The 17992-nt window shown below is 38.5% G+C and carries 14 protein-coding genes; 3 read left to right on the forward strand and 11 right to left on the reverse strand.

The window, feature by feature from the left end; translation table 11 throughout:
- The first annotated feature begins 24 nt into the window (after window positions 1-24).
- On the forward strand, window positions 25-948 hold the full coding sequence (gene rluB / locus KTH84_RS16880) for a 23S rRNA pseudouridine(2605) synthase RluB (RefSeq protein WP_262474355.1): 924 nt from the start codon (window positions 25-27) through the stop codon (window positions 946-948).
- Between the two features lie 66 nt (window positions 949-1014).
- Here rluB and bioD read toward each other — a convergent pair whose 3' ends face one another.
- From bioD to KTH84_RS16905, 5 genes are all read right to left on the reverse strand, one after another.
- On the reverse strand, window positions 1015-1659 hold the full coding sequence (gene bioD / locus KTH84_RS16885) for a dethiobiotin synthase (protein ID WP_262474356.1): 645 nt from the start codon (window positions 1657-1659) through the stop codon (window positions 1015-1017).
- Entirely contained in the window at window positions 1660-2409 is a 750-nt protein-coding gene (bioC, locus tag KTH84_RS16890) for a malonyl-ACP O-methyltransferase BioC (RefSeq protein WP_262474357.1), read from the reverse strand. It lies immediately after the preceding gene.
- A complete protein-coding gene (locus tag KTH84_RS16895) occupies window positions 2406-3563 on the reverse strand; it encodes an 8-amino-7-oxononanoate synthase (protein ID WP_262474359.1) in 1158 nt (385 codons plus the stop codon). Before KTH84_RS16895 ends, bioC begins: the two co-directional genes overlap by 4 nt.
- 1 nt (window position 3564) lies before the next feature.
- On the reverse strand, window positions 3565-4845 hold the full coding sequence (bioA, locus tag KTH84_RS16900) for an adenosylmethionine--8-amino-7-oxononanoate transaminase (protein WP_262474361.1): 1281 nt from the start codon (window positions 4843-4845) through the stop codon (window positions 3565-3567).
- A 93-nt stretch (window positions 4846-4938) separates the two neighbouring features.
- Complete coding sequence (locus tag KTH84_RS16905; protein WP_262474363.1) at window positions 4939-5670, reverse strand: alpha/beta fold hydrolase; 732 nt, start codon at window positions 5668-5670, stop codon at window positions 4939-4941.
- A gap of 356 nt (window positions 5671-6026) precedes the next feature.
- Between KTH84_RS16905 and otsB the strand changes: the two genes are divergently transcribed.
- Both otsB and KTH84_RS16915 read left to right on the forward strand, forming a co-directional pair.
- Window positions 6027-6878, forward strand: a complete 852-nt coding sequence (otsB, locus tag KTH84_RS16910) for a trehalose-phosphatase (RefSeq protein WP_262474365.1) — start codon at window positions 6027-6029, stop codon at window positions 6876-6878.
- Complete coding sequence (locus tag KTH84_RS16915; RefSeq protein WP_197730930.1) at window positions 6866-8299, forward strand: trehalose-6-phosphate synthase; 1434 nt, start codon at window positions 6866-6868, stop codon at window positions 8297-8299. Before otsB ends, KTH84_RS16915 begins: the two co-directional genes overlap by 13 nt.
- 69 nt (window positions 8300-8368) lie before the next feature.
- Here KTH84_RS16915 and KTH84_RS16920 read toward each other — a convergent pair whose 3' ends face one another.
- The 6 genes from KTH84_RS16920 to KTH84_RS16945 all read right to left on the reverse strand — a co-directional run bounded on the left by KTH84_RS16920 (window position 8369) and on the right by KTH84_RS16945 (window position 17899).
- Window positions 8369-9562 (reverse strand): MFS transporter, encoded by a 1194-nt coding sequence (locus KTH84_RS16920; RefSeq protein WP_262474436.1) that lies wholly within the window; start codon window positions 9560-9562, stop codon window positions 8369-8371.
- A 289-nt stretch (window positions 9563-9851) separates the two neighbouring features.
- Complete coding sequence (bfr, locus tag KTH84_RS16925) at window positions 9852-10316, reverse strand: bacterioferritin (protein ID WP_001214863.1); 465 nt, start codon at window positions 10314-10316, stop codon at window positions 9852-9854.
- Between the two features lie 251 nt (window positions 10317-10567).
- Window positions 10568-12607 (reverse strand): NAD-dependent DNA ligase LigA, encoded by a 2040-nt coding sequence (ligA, locus tag KTH84_RS16930; protein ID WP_202743657.1) that lies wholly within the window; start codon window positions 12605-12607, stop codon window positions 10568-10570.
- Window positions 12608-12701: 94 nt separating this feature from the next.
- The gene (locus KTH84_RS16935) at window positions 12702-13742 is read right to left on the reverse strand and encodes a cell division protein ZipA C-terminal FtsZ-binding domain-containing protein (protein WP_262474369.1); all 1041 of its coding nucleotides are present in this window, start codon (window positions 13740-13742) and stop codon (window positions 12702-12704) included.
- Window position 13743: 1 nt separating this feature from the next.
- Complete coding sequence (gene smc, locus KTH84_RS16940) at window positions 13744-17193, reverse strand: chromosome segregation protein SMC (RefSeq protein WP_262474370.1); 3450 nt, start codon at window positions 17191-17193, stop codon at window positions 13744-13746.
- 10 nt (window positions 17194-17203) lie between these two features.
- The gene (locus KTH84_RS16945; protein WP_042896883.1) at window positions 17204-17899 is read right to left on the reverse strand and encodes a GntR family transcriptional regulator; all 696 of its coding nucleotides are present in this window, start codon (window positions 17897-17899) and stop codon (window positions 17204-17206) included.
- Window positions 17900-17992: the final 93 nt, after the last annotated feature.

Raw genomic sequence — 17992 nt, forward strand, 5'->3', positions numbered from 1 at the left:
CATTATGTCTAAGGTTGTGCTGTCATGAGTGAAAAATTGCAAAAAGTATTAGCGCGAATCGGATTAGGTTCCCGCCGATATATGGAAGAGGTTATTGCCGCAGGACGCGTGAGTGTAAACGGCCGTGTTGCCCAAGTGGGTGAGCGCATTGAACCAGGCGATGAATTACGCATTGATGGCCGTAAAGTTCAGTTTCAAATTGAAGACGAAATTCGTCGCCGTGTATTGATTTACTATAAACCAGAAGGTGAAATCTGTTCACGTAATGACCCTGAAAAACGCCCAACCGTATTTGATCATTTACCGCAAATTGCGAATGACCGCTGGGTAATGGTAGGTCGTCTAGATATTAACAGTACTGGTTTATTACTGTTTACAAATGATGGTGAGCTTGCTAACCGCTTAATGCACCCATCAAATGAAATTGAACGTGAATATGCTGTTCGAGTTATGGGTGAAGTAACACCTAAAATACGCCAAAAAATGGTAACTGGCGTAGAGCTTGAAGATGGTCCAGCTAAATTTGAGTCTTTCTCGGAAATTGGTGGCGAAGGTATTAACCGCTGGTACCAAGTAGTGGTGAAAGAAGGCCGTAACCGTGAGGTTCGTCGTATTTTTGAATCACAAGAACTTAAAGTAAGCCGCTTATTGCGTACTCGCTACGGTACAGTCATTTTGCCACGCGAACTACGTACTGGTCGCTGGATGGAACTTGATAAAACTGATATCGATAATCTAGCAAAATCTGTTGAGTTAAAACCACGTCAAGGCACAGGTTTATTTGGTATGGCAAAACGCCGTACTGATCGTATGACTGAAAAGCCAATGGCTGCTCGTCGTGGCGGTTTTTTACGTCAACAACGTCGTGATGATGAAAAAGAAGCACCTGTGAACACTGGCAATCAACGTAAAACAACTGGTTTTAACCGTGGTTCAAAGAAATTCTAAAAGTATTTAATAATACGTAAAAAACCGCTCTTACGAAGAGCGGTTTTTTTATCGATGTTTTTAGCTTTAATCCATCTTTGCCAACTCAATCCATTCAGCTTCCGGAAAGTGAGTTGCTAGATAATTTTTCAAATAATTTGAAGTATCTTGAGAAATTAATGGATCTTTTGATTCATCTTTTAAGTTATATACCAAAGCTTTCAATTTCAGACCACGAGACTTGAGTGCTTCAAGACTAAGTAAAGTATGGTTAATACTTCCTAAACGACCCGATGTCACTAAAATAACGGGGAACTGATGCTGAGCAACATAGTCAATGGTGAGTAAACTGGTAGTTAATGGCACCATCAATCCACCAGCACCTTCGAGTAAAACAATTTCAAAACGCTCAGCTAATGTTTGAGTTGCATTTTCAATTTTTTGAAAGTCAATTTCTCGGTTATCTAGGCGTGTTGCCAGATGAGGCGAAGCCGGATAACTAAAAATTTCCGGCATGGTGAGCTTATCATGATCTTCCTGAAACCATCCCTGCCCCATAATTTCACGATGCTTTTCAATATCTTCAGAAATATCAGCATTACCCGTCTGAATGAGTTTTTGGGTAATCACTTTTTTACCCTGCTCAGTCCATAATTTTGCTAAAAAACCTGTAGCGTAGGTTTTACCAATGTCGGTATCAATCCCACTCACAAAATAGATCTGACCACTCATTTACTTCATTCTCCGGGCAATACAATAAATCGGATGATATGTTAAGGAATATCCCTCGGCATGCTTAAACCGATCATAATCTTGATAAAACTGTTGTAAAGTCTGCTTGTTCCAACGATGACGTGCTGTTGCAGTTACACCTGTCGCTTTTAAATGCTGCAAAACAGCTTTAGGTGAATCAAAATAGAGCTGGGCTTCTGACTCAGACAAATGCAGAACCTCAAAACCAGCCTGAGTTAAAGCATTATTCCAATTTTCAATAGACCAATAACTTAAACCTTGACCTGTTAACTCTTTAATCTCGATTAAATTTTTTGGCCCAAAAGTTGAAAAGCATAACCAGCCTTGTTCAATTAAAGCAGCATGACAATGTTGAAGTACACGAGGTAAATCCTGCATCCATTGTAAAGCTGAACCTGAAACGATCATGTTGAGATGTTGTGGAAACGTTAAAGTTTCAATATCACCAATCAACCATTTCAAATTTTCTTGGGGGATAAAGTGCTGCTGCACATCTGCATACAAGTCATTTAAAATCAATTCTTCAATTTGAAAAGATGCATTAATAAGGCGAGTTAAATTGCCAGAACCACAACCAACTTCAAAAACGCGAGACAAAATATTAGGGCAAAATTGCTCTAATAAGCCTGTTAAATTTTGGCAAATTTGTTTTTGAACAATTGCATGTTCTGAATAGCTTTGCCCTGCTTTAGCAAAACGTTGGGCAACTAAGTCTTTGTTCAAACTCACAGGAAACTCACCAGTGCTTCAAGTTCATGCTGCTGTACCATTGATGTTAAAGAAATACGCAAACGAGAACTATTTTGAGGAACTGTTGGTGGGCGTACTGGCATGGCATAGAAACCATTTTCTTGAACCTGTTTCGCCTTTTGAATAGCAGCCTGACTTTGTCCCACAATAATTGGAATAATATGGCTGGTTGATGGACTCACATAGCCTTTTTGTACAACAGCATGCTGAAGATATTGACTAATATTTTGTAGATGCTCACGTTGCGGTTGAGCTTGTAAGACTTTTTGGAATGCAAAGTTTGCCCAAGCCATCACAATCGGCGGTTGAGCGGTACTGAAAATAAGTGGGCGCATTTTATTAATGAGATAATCTTTAATAATTGGGTGACAAATAATGTAACCACCGACTGCTGCTAATGCTTTACCTAATGTCCCCACTAAAAAATCAATATCTTGAATGACATTGTATTGTTCAGCACATCCCAACCCTTGCTGACCGCGCACACCAATTGAATGCGCTTCATCAACATACAGCATGGTTTTAGCAAAACGTTTTTTGAGCTGGACTAAAGCGGCTAGATCCGTTTCATCACCATCCATACTAAAAATACTTTCAGTCACCACAATAATGCGTTCAACCTTGTCATCGTCGTGATATTTTTGCAAAAGTTGCTCTAAATGCTGTAAATCATTATGGCGATAACGTACATACTGCGCCCCCGATAAACGTATACCATCGATCATGCTGGCATGAACCAGCTTATCAGCCAAAATTAATGTTTTACTGTCAGCAACAGCAGGCAAAATACCAATATTCATGTGATAGCCACTATTAAATAATAGTGCCGCACGACCACCAAATGCTTTGCTTAGGCTATTTTCTAATTGTTCATATTCTTCAAAATTACCCGTTAATAGACGTGATGATGAAGAACTAAAATAGCTACGCTCGACTGGAAAACTGTCTAAAAACTCTTCACGAAGTTTTACATCCGCAGCTAGGCCAAGATAATCATTGGATGCCAAGTTCAGCATCGTTTTATTTTGAATTGTAATAAAACGACCTTGCTGCACATTTTGGGTAAATTGTCTGAAGTTACCTTGCTGTTTTAGTTCATCCAATTGAGTAGCAAAATGATCAAGCAATATCATTTTAATGCACTCCTTGCATCGTTTTAACAACTTCAACTAACTGTTCAAGCAAATTGCTTAGTTCTTGATGAGTGATTACATAAGGTGGCATGACATACACCAGCTTGCCAAAAGGACGAATCCAGATTCCACGGTCAACAAACTCTTTCTGCAATGTTTTCATATCAACATTAAAAGTGAGTTCAACTACACCTATTGCACCAAGTACTCTCACATCAGCAACATAATCTAGCTGATTAAGCGGTGTTAAATATTGAGTAAGCTGTTGCTCAATTCGCTCAATATTGGCTTGCCAATCTTGCTCAATTAATAATTGCGTACTTTTTAAGGCAACAGCACAAGCAAGCGGATTGGCCATAAAGGTTGGGCCGTGCATAAATACGCCAGCCTCTCCCTGACTAATCATTTCCGCCACATGCTTTGTGGTTAAGGTAGCAGATAATGTCATATAACCGCCTGTTAGCCCTTTACCTATGCACATAATATCCGGCTCGACTTGTGCATGTTCCCACGCAAAGAGCTTACCAGTGCGGCCAAAGCCAGTCGCAATTTCATCAAAAATTAATAACAGATTATATTGTTCACAAAGCGCTTTAGCCTGACATAAATATTCAGGGTGATAAAAACGCATGCCCCCTGCACCTTGTACGATCGGCTCAATAATTAAGGCTGCAAGATGCTCATGATTTTGCTGAATGGCTTGTTCTAATTCTGCAATATCTTGCTGGTTCCACTCTTCATGAAATTTGGTTTGTGGTGCTGCAACAAAAAGACGATTTGGTAAGCTTGTACCAAAAATCTGATGCATGCCTGTAACTGGATCACACACCGACATCGCATTCCATGTATCCCCATGGTAGCCAGAACGTGTGGTAATAAAATTTGTTTTTTGTGGTTGACCTTGTGCATTCCAAAACTGCACTGCCATTTTCAAAGCAACTTCAACGGCAACAGAACCCGAGTCTGCATAGAAAATTTTATCGAGACTTGGCGGGGTAATTTTTAAAAGAATTTTTCCAAGTTCAATGGCAGGGTCATGCGTTAGCCCACCAAACATGATATGGGACATGTTTTGTAATTGATCGGTCACTGCCTGATTCAATTCAGGATGGTTATAGCCGTGAATTGCACACCACCAAGATGACATACCATCAATTAAAGCCCTACCATCATCTAACTCAATAGTCGCGCCATACGCACGTTTAACTTTAAATGTTGGTAAAGGTTGGGTCATTGAAGTATAAGGATGCCAAATATGTTCCAAATCAAAATTATCGGTCATCCTATTTACCCTTTTACAGCGTTCAAATCTTTCATTGAACACATGTTAAACCTGTTAAGAATGAAAGAAAATTGCGATATCAATCAAAGCTGATTAACTTTGCTGATGAATTGTTAAAAATTGGCAGATTTCTTCAATTGTTCGTTCTACTTGTAGATATGGAAAAGCATGAGTAGCTTCATTTAATACTTTGTATTTCATCTTTTCTGTCGCGATATGTGCAAAATTTTCCTCAATTTTGCAAGGAATGACACCATCTTGCTCTGCAAATAAATGAAGCTGCGGACCAGAGTAATTTTTTAAGTTATCTACCAAGTTTAAATGCTCTAACATTTCTAATCCTTGTAATAACAACTCATACGGGGGCGGGTTTGCTATATTTTGCATGTTCAGCCAATCTTTTTTAGCTTGTACTGACCCTTGAGTAATTAAATAATAAAAACGTTTTAAGGTCGCTTCAGGATTTTGTAAAAAAGACTGTTTAAACAGATCAAATACATCCGCAGGCATTGCAGTTTGCCACGTGTTATTGGCAACAAAACATGGATTAGAAGCGAGTGTAATTAAAGTTTTTGTTAGGCCAGTGCTCTTATAAAAAGAATCAACTAAGTGAGTCGCTAGCTGACCTCCTAAAGACCATCCAATTACAGTATCTACATCATTCAATAAATTAAGCTGTTTCTGGAAGCTACTATTTAAAACATCAAATATATTAATGAGTTGTACATCACAACCCTTCTGTTGCAAATGCAATTTTAGTGATTGCAGAGGTTCAATTCCTACACCCCAGCCTGTAATCAATAAAATTTTATTTTGTAACTTCATATGCTTGCCCAGAGCTAGTTTTATAAAGATTATATATTAATATCAATTTAAAATATCCTTTAAAATCAATATAAAAAACAAATTCTCAAGATTAAAATCAAGTATTTATACCTAATTAATATTCTGAAATACATTGATAAGTAATAACTGCATTATTAATAGGAAACATACAAAAATTTAATTATCTAAACATTGAAGCTAATCAAAAAACAACATACTCCACACTTCACCTATAAATCCATTATGCAATGTAATTAATGTTAAGACTTATGTTTTTTTATTAAAAAAAATGACTCATCAATTCATTTTAATGATAGAACTTTAAATATTAATTAAAAGTTAATAGGTAGACTAAAATGAAAGGTCAAAATATATTATCTAAGGAGAAACGAAAAGACACATATTTTGTTACACCAGATGATATTATTAAAACTATTCCTACAGAAAAAAAATTCTGCTTATTTTTAGATATTGATGGCACTCTAGCCTCTTTTCAAATTAATCCTGAGCAGAGTTTTATTCCTAACTCTACCTTAGAAATTATAAAAAAAATAACTCAATTAAATATACCTGTTATTGCTGTTACCGGTCGTGATATCGAAACAGCTCGTAAGCTACTACAGCATGTTGAAATTCCGGTAGCCGGTTTACATGGGCTTGATATCTACTTCGGTTCAGATACCTATTTACGTCCAGATTTAAGTGATATTAATTTTAAAAAGTTAAAAGAAGATATTAAACAAGCTTGCCAAATATATCCAGATTTTCTCATTGAGGACAAAGGATATTCTATTGCTTTACATTATCGAAAAAACCCAGATTTAGAAGAGCAAGCTATTTATATTATGAAAAAAATTAAATATTTCTATCGTCAATTAAAAATAAATAAAGGAAAATGTGTAGTTGAATTAATACCTAAACAAGCTGACAAAGGCAAAGCAATTCAAACCATATTAAAACATCTTGATTTACCGTTAGTATATCCAATTTTTATTGGTGATGATTTAACTGATGAATCTGGTTTTAATTTTATTAATCAACAGAATGGCCTTACCATTAAAGTAGGTTCAGGTAAAACAGAAGCTAAATATAGATTAGAAGATATTAATACCGTTGCTCTTTTTCTTTTTTTATTTCAAGACAGAATAAAAAAATTATATGTCAAAAATAGTCAAAATCAGTATGGAGAACAAATATGTCTAAATTAATTGTATTATCAAATAGAATAAGTATGCCTTCAGGTAAAGCATCAGCAGGTGGTCTTGCTGTAGCAGTACAAGATGCTTTGAACGATAGTAATGGTATTTGGTTGGGCTGGAATGGGCAGCAAATTACCGATAGCGAAGCGCCAGAATTTGAACAGGCCTATTCTCAGGGAATCGATTACATTACCTGCCCTCTTACTCACCAGCAATACGCGCAATATTATTGTGGTTTTGCAAATAAGGTTTTGTGGCCAGCAATGCATGCTCGTGAAGACCTTATTGAGTATGATGCTCAAGAATATAATACCTATCAAAAGGTCAATCGATTATTCGCTGAAAAGTTAAAACAGCTTGCTCAACCTGAAGATCTTATTTGGGTACACGATTATCACTTCTTTAGTGTAGCGCGTTACTGTCGTGAATTAGGCATGCAAAATAAGATCGGTTTCTTTCTCCATATTCCTTTTGCAAGCCTCAATATTTGGCGCAAAATTCCAGTAGCTTTGGAACTCATTCAAGACTTGAGCCAATATGATGTGATCGGTTTACAAACCCAGACTGATCAAAATGCATGTATGCAAACATGTGTTAATTTACTTGAAGCTCAGAAAATTCAACGTGACAGTATTAGCTATAAGAAACGTCGGATATTAATTAAATCTTATCCAATTGGTGTTCAACCGGAGCTTATTCAAAAGCAAGCTCAGCAAGATTTGTCTGCTCCTTCTGTGTTTAATTTCGAGGAAATACCTCGTCAAAAAACAATTATTGGAGTGGATCGAATTGATTATTCAAAAGGTCTACTTGAACGTTTCAATGCATTTGCAACTTTTCTAGAGACCAATCCTGAATATCATGGCCTTGTTCGACATATTCAAGTTGCAACACCATCTCGTACAGATATTCCCACTTATCAGCGCTTATACCAACGTTTTAAAGCGAAGCTGGAACTGATTAATGAAGAGTTTGCGCATGAGGACTGGAGACCAGTAGATTGCTGTTATGACACGGTTCAACACCATAGTCTCATGCATATTTATCGCCATTCTGATATTTGCTGGATTAGTTCACTACGCGATGGTATGAACTTGGTAGCAAAAGAATATATCGCAGCTCAAGATCCAGAGAACCCTGGAGTTCTGATTTTATCTAAATATGCGGGTGCTGCTGAGCAGATGACTCAGGCCCTGATTGTTGACCCGCAAGATAGAGTGGCAATGATCGATACTTTAAAAATAGCTTTAGAAATGCCGAAAGCTGAACGTATTAATCGTTACCAACAATTAATAGAAGGTTTGTCTATTTCTGATCTTACTCATTGGCGTAATAACTTCTTGAATGATCTAGAACATTCCTCGAGTTTAATCATGAAACCACAACGGTCATTACAAGACAAATATCAATCTATCTATCAGGTTTTATAAAATTGGATAAAGAACATCGAGAAACCAGATTTCTCGATGTTCACTTATAGGGATATGACAATTTATAAGTTAACTCGTTTTTATTATTGTAAAACGGTTAAGTAAGGCAATGATAGACAACAAAATTGCTACACCTGATAAAACAGCACCTAAACTGGTCCATTCACCTATTAAACCAATTAAAGCCGGACCAGTTAATGAACCTGTATAGGCAATGGTTGATACTAAGGAAAGTGCTGCTGCCTTAGGCATAACGTTTTGTCGACCTACTCGAGAAAACATGACTGGCACAATATTAGAACAGCCTAATCCTAAAAGCGCATAACCCAGTATTACTACCTGCCAAACAGGTGCAGTAACAATCACAGCCATACCTATTGCTGCAACAATCGCACTATAGGTCACGATGGATTTTTCACCCAATTGTTTAAGCAAGATATGACCTGCAAAACGACCAGTCGTCATGCTAAGTGCAAAAAAGGTATATGCCAATCCAGCAAAAGCAGGGTTAAGCTGATATTTGCTCGTCAAATAAATACCGCCCCAATCCATTGCCGCGCCTTCTGATAAAAAGGCTATAAAACACATCATGCCAATGAGAACAATAATCCCGTTAGGTCGGTAGTTTTTTTTCGGTGCAACAGTAGTGTCCACGTGCGGTTTTTCATCTTGTTCAAAAGACGTTAAACAAGAAGGGATTGCAACTGCACCAATCACAAGCAAAATCATTACAACAGACAACGTACTCATTAAAGGAGAAAGACCTACTGCCAATAAAGCAGTTACGAGCATTGCCCCTGTTAAACCTCCTAGGCTACACATTCCATGGAAACTAGACATCAATGCACGCAAGCTATGTTTTTCAACAACTACGGCTTGTAGATTTATAGCTACCCCAAGACATCCTGCTGCCGAACCAAAAATAAATAGCGCCACAGCCATCGTTACAATGCTGTTCCACATCGTCAGGCTAGGCAACAACATCATTAACAGCATTAATGCCACAGCAATTAATGGACGACATCCCCAACGTTTTACAAGAGCGCCTGTAGCAGGCATAGCAATCATTGACCCAATACCCATGCACAAGAGAAGTAAACCAAAATCTGCATGATTCAGGTTTAAACGCTGCTGTGCAAAAGGAATCAATGGCGCCCAAGCTGCCGTCGCAAAACCCAAGCTAAAAAAGCTGAGTCGTGTTGCTAGACGTTGTGTGCTTAAGAGAGTAGCTGTATCTAAAACAGCAGGTTTGGTAAATAACATATTTTGCGAGCTCACCATAAAATCATTGGCGATCCATACCAACCGATTTTCCATAGAAAAACCCTTGCCTCATGAAGTTTCTAGGCAAGGGTTTTGTTGGCGAAATTATATCCAATTTCATAAAAAAAACAGGGGGTGTGATACAATTTTTCTGACTTTTTTGTAACTGCTAAAGCCTTATGTAGTAAGGCTTTGAATATGTTCATTTTGACAAAAATAGTTTTTATAAATTTAATTGAATATAAAAAATATCGCATAAAAAACCCAGCTAGTGCTGGGTCTTCTATAATTAAATTTGAGATTGAATATAGTTTTGTAAGCCAATGAGCTCAATTAAACGTAATTGCTTTTCTAGCCAGTACGTATGATCTTCTTCAGTATCAGATAATTGTTGACGTAACATATCACGGCTAATGTAATCACCCTTCTCTTCACAGAGTTTGATGCCTGTCGCTAATTTTTCACGAACGTGATATTCAAGTGCCAAGTCTGCTTTTAAACAAGAAACAACGTCTGTACCGACATTAATGTCTTCACGATGCATGTTTGGTTTGGCGCCTAAAAACAATACGCGGCGAATAATCGCATCAGCATGAGAAGCTTCTTCTTGCATCTCATGGTCGATACGCTCATAAATTTTGTTCAAACCCCAATCTTCATACATACGAGAATGGATTAAATATTGATCACGGGCAGCCAACTCTCCGCCAATGAGCATATTTAAATAGTCTATGACTTCTGGATTGCCACGCATAATAAATCTCCTATCGTATGAGGCTATTATGGGCAATCTTAAAAATGATTGCAAAGTGAAAAATAGTTAAGTTTATGATTTTTATCAAATTAAAATGAGAAACATACGCATTTGCAGTTTAAGTTATTTGAATTTCCCCTTCAAAAAGAAACGCTTGACTGATTTATAATTTCCGTCAAGCGTTTAAATACGTCTAAAACCATCAGTTTATTAATTTGTAACTAAAATCAATGGTTCTTATTTCGCTACTGTCATTCGCTTAAAGTCTGCCCATAGCTCGCCATAAGTGATAAGAAATCTGTTTCATTCATGACCGAAACACCAAGCTTTGCAGCTTTTTCTAATTTTGATCCCGCTTTCTCACCCGCGACAACACACTTGGTTTTACTCGACACACTGCCGCTCACGCGTGCACCTAACGCTTGTAGCATTTGGGTCGCCTGATCACGTGTCATTTGCTCTAGTGTGCCTGTTAAAACCCAACTCTCGCCATTTAATGGCTGGCGTGTTGGTGCGGTCGGTGCATCCCAATGAATTCCTGCTGCAATTAAGCGATCAAGCACTTCAAGGTTATGAGGCGCCAAGAAAAAGTCAGCAATCCACTCTGCGGTAATATCGCCTACATCCGGTGTTTTCTTTAAAGCTTCAACATCGGCAGCTTTTAGGGCTTCTAAAGTTTGGAAAGTATTTGCCAACATTCTGGCAGTAGTTTCACCTACCCCACGAATTCCTAAAGCATAAATAAAACGAGCAAGAGTTGTCTTTTTACTGGCTTCGATGGCATCCATCAGATTTTGTACCGACTTCTCGCCCATCTTCTCGATCCCAAGCAAAGTTTCTCGGTGCTCATGTAAATGGTAGATGTCAGCAACATCTTTGAGTAAATCAAGGTGTAATAAAGACTCCACCCAACGATCGCCTAAACCTTCAATATCTAAAGCCTTACGTGATACAAAATGGCGAATTGCTTCAATTCGCTGAGCAGCACAATAAAGACCACCAGAACAACGTGCCAAAGCTTCCCCTTCAGGCATTACAACTGGCGATGCACAAACAGGACAGTTTTCAGGTAAATGCACAATTTCTGCTTCTGCCGGGCGGAATTCTGGCCAGACCTTTTCAACTTTAGGAATAACATCGCCGGTACGGTAAACACTCACCGTATCGCCAACACGTACATCAAGACGATGAATTTCACCAATATTGTGTAAGGTCACATTAGAAACAGTCACACCACCAACAAAGACTGGGTTTAGACGTGCTACAGGGGTTAAAGTACCCGTACGCCCTACTTGCCAGTCAATTTGCTCGACAGTGGTTAAGGCTGCTTGTGCAGGGAATTTATAGGCAGTTGCCCAACGTGGTTCACGACTTAAGAAACCAAGTTGCTGTTGTTGCTTTAAATCATCGACCTTTACAACCATCCCATCAATTTCAACTTGCAAATCGGGACGCTCTTGCTGAATTTGTTCATAACGCTGCTGTACTTCTTGAATTGAATTACACAGATATTGACGTTCAGCAATTTCAAATCCAAGTTGCGTTAGCCATTGCAAGCTATCATGCATGGTCGTTAAGCCATGATTCGGTTCACACTGTGCAATACCATACGCATAAAATGCCAAAGGTCTACCAGCTGCAATATTTGGATCAAGCTGTCTTAAACTACCAGCCGCGGCATTACGAGGGTTAGCAAAAGTCTTATCCCCTTTTGCTTCCTGATCGGCATTGAGTTTTTCAAAGCCAGACTTTGGCATGAGTACTTCACCGCGCACTTCAAGCAGGCGTGGAATTTTAAAATGATCTGAATGTAATACTTTAGGTAAATTACGAATGGTTTTGACATTTTGGGTAATGTCTTCTCCAGTTTCACCATCACCACGTGTAATCCCACGTGTTAGCACGCCATTTTCGTACCAAAGTGAAATCGCAAGGCCATCAAGTTTTAATTCTACTTCGTATTGTACTTTTTGATTAGGTAGGCGCTCTTCAACACGGCGTGCAAATGCAAATAAATCTTCCTGATTAAAAACATTTCCCAAAGAAAGCATAGGCACTACATGGGTCACACTTTGAAATTTAGAGAGTGCCTGACCACCTACTTTTGTTGTGGGTGAATCTGATTGAACAAGGTCAGGATATTGCTCTTCTAAAGCTTTTAGCTGGTGAAATAAATGATCATATTCACTGTCCGAGATTGTCGGCTGATCCATGACGTAATAGGCATGGTTATGCTTTGCAATCAGTTGAATAAGCTGACGCATCTGTTCGATCACGGAAGTTGTTGCCATTATGTTATTCACCATAAAAAAGGGTGGAAATTTCTCCACCCTGAGCTGCGACTAGATTGGTTGCAATTATCGCAACGAACGTAAAAAATTAAAACTAGGCAGTCGCATGTGCCGGACGATAATCAATCACATGATGACGCCAGTGCTCTTTTAACTGTGGTGTAAATTCAAGATTATTTTCATCATAAACTTTGCCATCAATTTCGCGAGCAATTAAACCGGCAATACTCGCCATCATGTCAAAACCAGTAACCGCTTTACTGTTTGGAAGCGCAAGGAAGAATGCCAACCCTTGAACTTGTTCACTAGATAAGGTTTCAAGATCAAACCCAGCTGGTCCATTGTCTGTCATGCGCAGTACTGAAAACATAAGTACGCTCGGCTCATCAGTATTTTCATAGCGATGGAAACATGACATTTCGCCATAACGTAAACCATATTTTAACAATACTTTAAGTGCTTTATCGCCAGACAATGCGCGACGAGGGTTCGGATAGACATTTAACGCAATAATCTGTTCCGCCACCGCTAATGCACTTTCATCATCATAACGTTGCTGTTCATGTAAATGAACATCCAGAATATTACTCTCACCTTCAAATTCAGCAATTTCGGCAGTTTCAATATTTGGATTCAAACTCAACTCAGCCTTTTCGCTCTCAGGCTCCAAGTTTTCTGCTGACAAAGTTTCAACTTCTGATTTAACCGAAACTGTATCAGCTAATTCAACTGAACTATCAGCGTTAATGGTAGAGCTTATTACAGCTTTTTCAGATTTGATTTCGCCTTCAGAAGCATTTTCAACCAATGCTTGAGTTTGCTCTAATGGAGTTGTTGTGGCTGGTTCTACAGCTGATATTTCTGTTTGTTTTGTTTCACTGACTTGTGGTTGTACTGACTCATTTAAAGTCGGTTCTACCCGCTCTGCAACAGTAGTCGATACAGCTTCTGCTTCAGTTTGTTCAAGCTGATCTCGCACATGGCGAGGTATAACCGGTTGATTACTATCAGGATTAATATGCAAATCACTGTCTAATGAGGGTTCAGCGTGGTTTGGCTTTTTTAAAATCATTTTTAAGCCAATTAGCATAATAACAATGGCAACAACGATGCCAATAATCGTATTGATTTCCATTCTATGACTCCGAAACTAACCCGTATTCTTTTGCCTGTTCTAAATCGACAGTGACTAATTTTGATGTACCCGGTTCAGGCATGGTCACACCTAACAAATCAGTTGCCATGGTCATCGCCAGCTTATTATGTGTAATGTAAATGAATTGTACATGTTCAGAAAGCTCTTTTACCAAATTACAATATCTCTGAACATTCGCATCATCGAGTGGAGCATCCACTTCATCTAATACACAGAACGGGGCCGGATTTAATCTAAAAATAGCAAATACCAATGCTAATGCTGTTAAAGCCTTCTCTCCACCGGAAAGTAATGCTAGAGAACTGTTTTTCTTACCCGGTGGTCTTGCCATAAGCTTAACACCGGATTGCCAGTCATCTTCAAGGCTTAAACTTGCTTCACCACCATTAAAGACCTTTGGAAACAGATTTTGCAACTCTTCATTAATTTGATCGAAGGTTGTCATAAATAACTTACGCGTTTCCTGATCAATACTTTTCATCGCATCTTTTAATTGAGTCACCGTATTTTCTAAATCTTGCATTTGGTGACTCAACTCATCAAAGCGTTGAGAGACTTCTTCAAACTCTTGAGATGCAGCAAGGTTAACTGCACCTATTTTTTCAAATTGCTGCTGAGCTTTTTCTAACTTTTGTTGATGTTGAGCTAAATCAATTTGTAGGCCGCTCTGAATCTCGGCATTTAATTCTTTAAGCTGTTCCTGATAATGTTCACGATCAGACTTAGCAGCTTGCCATGCCAAACGTTTTGCTTCAAGTTGTTCTCTGAGTTGTTCATCTTTTTGTTGATATTGATGACGCTGATCAGTCAGTGTTTGTTGTTTTTCCTGCACACTATTTAATTCAAGCTGCCATTCATTCCAATTCTTTTGCAATTTTTCAGTTTGAGCAAATTGTTGCTGAAATTCTGACTCAAGATTTGGCAACTCTAATTGAATTGGATCAACAAATTTTTTCGCCTGTTCCATTTGTGCCACAATTTGCTGATATTGGCTTTGTAAAAATGAAATATCTTTTTCAAGCAACTCAATCTGTTGAGTCGTTTGCGTACTATTACGGCGTAAAATTTCGCGTTCCTGTTGCTGATGTTGCAGGGCTTGTTGTTGTTCTTCTAGCTGCTCTGTTAACTCTTCTACCCGAAATTGCAAAGTTTTATAGTCAGGTAAAATGGTTTCAAGTTTGATGGCTAGTGCATGTAAATCAATTTCGAGATCATCTTTTTGCATTGCATCTTCTTCAAGCTGCATATCTAACTGAGCTAGCTGATCTTTTAATTGCTGTTTTTGCAGTAAAAATGCTTGTGCCGCTGTTTGCTGTTTAGCAATTTGCACATCAAGCTGTTGTAAGTCTTTTTGTTTCTGTTTAACAACTTGCTGCTTCTGTTGCACGTCAGTCTGCAACTGCCCTAAATCATCTTTTTGCTGAACTAAAATTTGATCTAATGCTTGTAATTCGGGTTGCTGTTTTTCAAGTGCTTGTTCAATTTCATCTAGACGAATGCGATGACTGAGCATGCCTTGGGCGCTCTGACTCTCGTCATCATACATAAGAGCAATGACCCAATCCTGTCCGACATGATAACCATCTAAAGTCAGAATAGACTGCCCATATTTTAATTCTTTTTGTGCATTCAATGCTTGAGTCAAATTTTCTGCAATAGCCACATTCGAAAAGATTGATAGTATTGGAGATGCAATCCATTCATTTAAGCAAGGTAGACCGACCACAAATTCGCCAGTTTGCTCTGATGGCTTTAATTGACGTGAAATACCTTCTTGAAAAGCTTGTTCGGTCTCAAGAATATGAGCTTGCAACCATTTTGCTAAAAATTTTTCAATAATCTGTGCGTGTGGTTTACCTTGTTCTGTTAACTGCAAAGCCTGCATTAAGCGTAGCGTATCTTGATGCTGTTTCGGACTTTGTTTTGCGACGAGCTGATTTAAATTTTTCTGTTCAGATAACAAAACCTGTATTTCTGTTTTCAGAGTTTGCTGCTGATTTTTACTTGCTTGATGTTGCTGTTGAGACTGCTCCGAATGCTGTGATAACTGCTCAATTTCAGCTTCAAGCGCCGCAATTTCACTGCAAAGCTGCTTTTGTAATTGTTCAAGTTCACCCTGCTCATCTTCATGAACATGCGATTGAATCTGACTTGCTTGATGTTGTAAGGTTTCTTTTTGCTGCTCAATTCTTAAAACATTTTTACCCAATTGCTCAATTTGAGCAGACATCTGCATTTTTTGCTGCTGTTGTTTTTCAACTTGAGATTTTAACTGCTCAAACTGTTGCTGTGCTTGTCGCTGTTGTGCTTGTAAATCAGCAAAATTTTGCTCAGCTTCCGTGGCAGTATGTTCAATTGCAGTTAAGGCTTCAGTTTGTTCATCTAGCTGATTATTCAACGTTTCAAGCTGTAGTTCGGAAAGCTGTAAACGTTCTTTAGTTTGGAATTTTTGCTGTTCTAATTGAACCAGAGTCGTACTGTTTTGCTGGTATAAACTCTGTTTTTGTTCCAGTGTCATTTTAAGTTCAGACAGTTTCTTTTCGGCTTGTTGCCATTCTTGTTGCAATGGTGAAGATTGCTGAATTAAACGCTGAAATAAAGCACTGGTCGCTTCTAAATCATGCTCAATGGTACTTAACTCTGAACGAACCAATTTAAAGGTCTCGCCCAACTCTCTCATTTGAACTGTATATTCTTCTTGTAAGCGTACGCTTTTATCTGCCTGAAAAGACAAAATTTCAATTTTTAAGGTACGGATCTGACTTTCTAAAGTTTTATATTGAACAGCCGCTTCCGATTGGCGCTTAAGCGTCTTAAGCTGCGATTTTAACTCTAGGGCAATATCTTCTAAACGTGAAAGATTTTGCTCTGTATGTTCAAGATGTTGTAAAGTTTCACGGCGACGTGCCTGATAGCGAGAAACACCAGCAGCCTCTTCAATAAAGATACGCATTTCTTCTGGTTTTGCCTCAACCAGACGGTTAATCATGCCTTGTTCAATCACCGCATAAGAACGTGGTCCCAACCCTGTTCCCAAGAAAATATCAGTAATATCACGACGGCGGCAACGTGTGCCATTTAAAAAATATTCTGACTTACCTTCACGGGTGACCTGACGACGAACAGCTAACTCATTATAAGCATTATAGGTTCCACCTAACTTGCCATAAGTATTATCAAAACGAAGCTCTACACTGGCCACGCCAACAGGCTTACGCTTGGCTGTACCTGTGAAAATAACATCTTGCATGCTACCACCACGCAGTTGACGAGCATTTGATTCACCCATCACCCAACGAATGGCGTCAATTACATTTGATTTGCCACAACCATTTGGACCAACCACTGCTGTGCGGTTAGCCTTAAAATTTAAAGTTGTACTATCTGCAAAAGATTTAAAGCCGGAAAGTTTTAAACTGCTTAAACGCATAATGCCCTAACTAGCGGCGTGAGCGTCTTGCCCAAGCCAATTCAATCTGTTTCATTCGTGTCAGCGATTCCAACACAAGGTTGCGTAAGTGTCGACAAAAATCTTCCATAAATAAAGCGGCTTGTTGTGATTTTCGGATCAAAATTGCATCAGTCACGAGTTTAAATAAAGCAAATGCTTCTTGCAGTTCCCGCTTAGAGGTATTTAAGGTCAAAAAATAGCTACGACGTAATGAAGGCAACAGCTCTTTATAGAACTTCATTAGATAAGGATTTCCGACCATATCTTGCTGTTCAGCTAGATATTGGAAAACACCATCATAAAATTTTTCGATATCACCCGCTTTTACATGCTCAAGAAGTTGTTCTAACAATAACTGTAATTGGTCTGCTTCATGGGCACGCCATGTTTCACTTATTCGTTGAACAATATGCCCCAATAACATCATATTTGTGTCAAACAGTGCTTTAACCTGCTGTGCAGACATTTCTGAAACAATTGCCCCACGGCGTGGAAAGATCTCAATTAAATGAGTACGCTCTAATAATAACAATGCTTCGCGAACTGATCCTCGGCTCACGTCAAGCTCTTTAGCAATACGTAGCTCTTGAATACGCTCACCTTCAACCAGCTCGCCACTAATGATCTGTTCGCTAATATATTTGACAATTTGCTCAGAAAGACTTTCTGTCTCTTCGAGATTCATAAATCACCCGCTACTTTTTATATGCATTAATCCATGCCTTTCTTTCGCATCCTTGTTTTTAACTGATCCCATCGATTAAAAACTATGTCATTG

Source organism: Acinetobacter sp. WU_MDCI_Abxb74 (assembly GCF_025513915.1).
Lineage (GTDB): Bacteria > Pseudomonadota > Gammaproteobacteria > Pseudomonadales > Moraxellaceae > Acinetobacter > Acinetobacter calcoaceticus_C.

What these genes read in the sequence shown, in the direction of transcription:
- KTH84_RS16905 (WP_262474363.1), bottom strand. Translation starts at nt 5,670, where the DNA reads ATGAAGTTACAAAATAAAATTTTATTGATTACAGGCTGGGGTGTAGGA.
- smc (WP_262474370.1), bottom strand. Translation starts at nt 17,193, where the DNA reads ATGCGTTTAAGCAGTTTAAAACTTTCCGGCTTTAAATCTTTTGCAGAT.
- KTH84_RS16935 (WP_262474369.1), bottom strand. Translation starts at nt 13,742, where the DNA reads ATGGAAATCAATACGATTATTGGCATCGTTGTTGCCATTGTTATTATG.
- KTH84_RS16945 (WP_042896883.1), bottom strand. Translation starts at nt 17,899, where the DNA reads ATGAATCTCGAAGAGACAGAAAGTCTTTCTGAGCAAATTGTCAAATAT.
- bioD (WP_262474356.1), bottom strand. Translation starts at nt 1,659, where the DNA reads ATGAGTGGTCAGATCTATTTTGTGAGTGGGATTGATACCGACATTGGT.
- ligA (WP_202743657.1), bottom strand. Translation starts at nt 12,607, where the DNA reads ATGGCAACAACTTCCGTGATCGAACAGATGCGTCAGCTTATTCAACTG.
- otsB (WP_262474365.1), top strand. Translation starts at nt 6,027, where the DNA reads ATGAAAGGTCAAAATATATTATCTAAGGAGAAACGAAAAGACACATAT.
- rluB (WP_262474355.1), top strand. Translation starts at nt 25, where the DNA reads ATGAGTGAAAAATTGCAAAAAGTATTAGCGCGAATCGGATTAGGTTCC.
- bioA (WP_262474361.1), bottom strand. Translation starts at nt 4,845, where the DNA reads ATGACCGATAATTTTGATTTGGAACATATTTGGCATCCTTATACTTCA.
- KTH84_RS16915 (WP_197730930.1), top strand. Translation starts at nt 6,866, where the DNA reads ATGTCTAAATTAATTGTATTATCAAATAGAATAAGTATGCCTTCAGGT.
- bfr (WP_001214863.1), bottom strand. Translation starts at nt 10,316, where the DNA reads ATGCGTGGCAATCCAGAAGTCATAGACTATTTAAATATGCTCATTGGC.
- KTH84_RS16920 (WP_262474436.1), bottom strand. Translation starts at nt 9,562, where the DNA reads ATGTTATTTACCAAACCTGCTGTTTTAGATACAGCTACTCTCTTAAGC.
- KTH84_RS16895 (WP_262474359.1), bottom strand. Translation starts at nt 3,563, where the DNA reads ATGATATTGCTTGATCATTTTGCTACTCAATTGGATGAACTAAAACAG.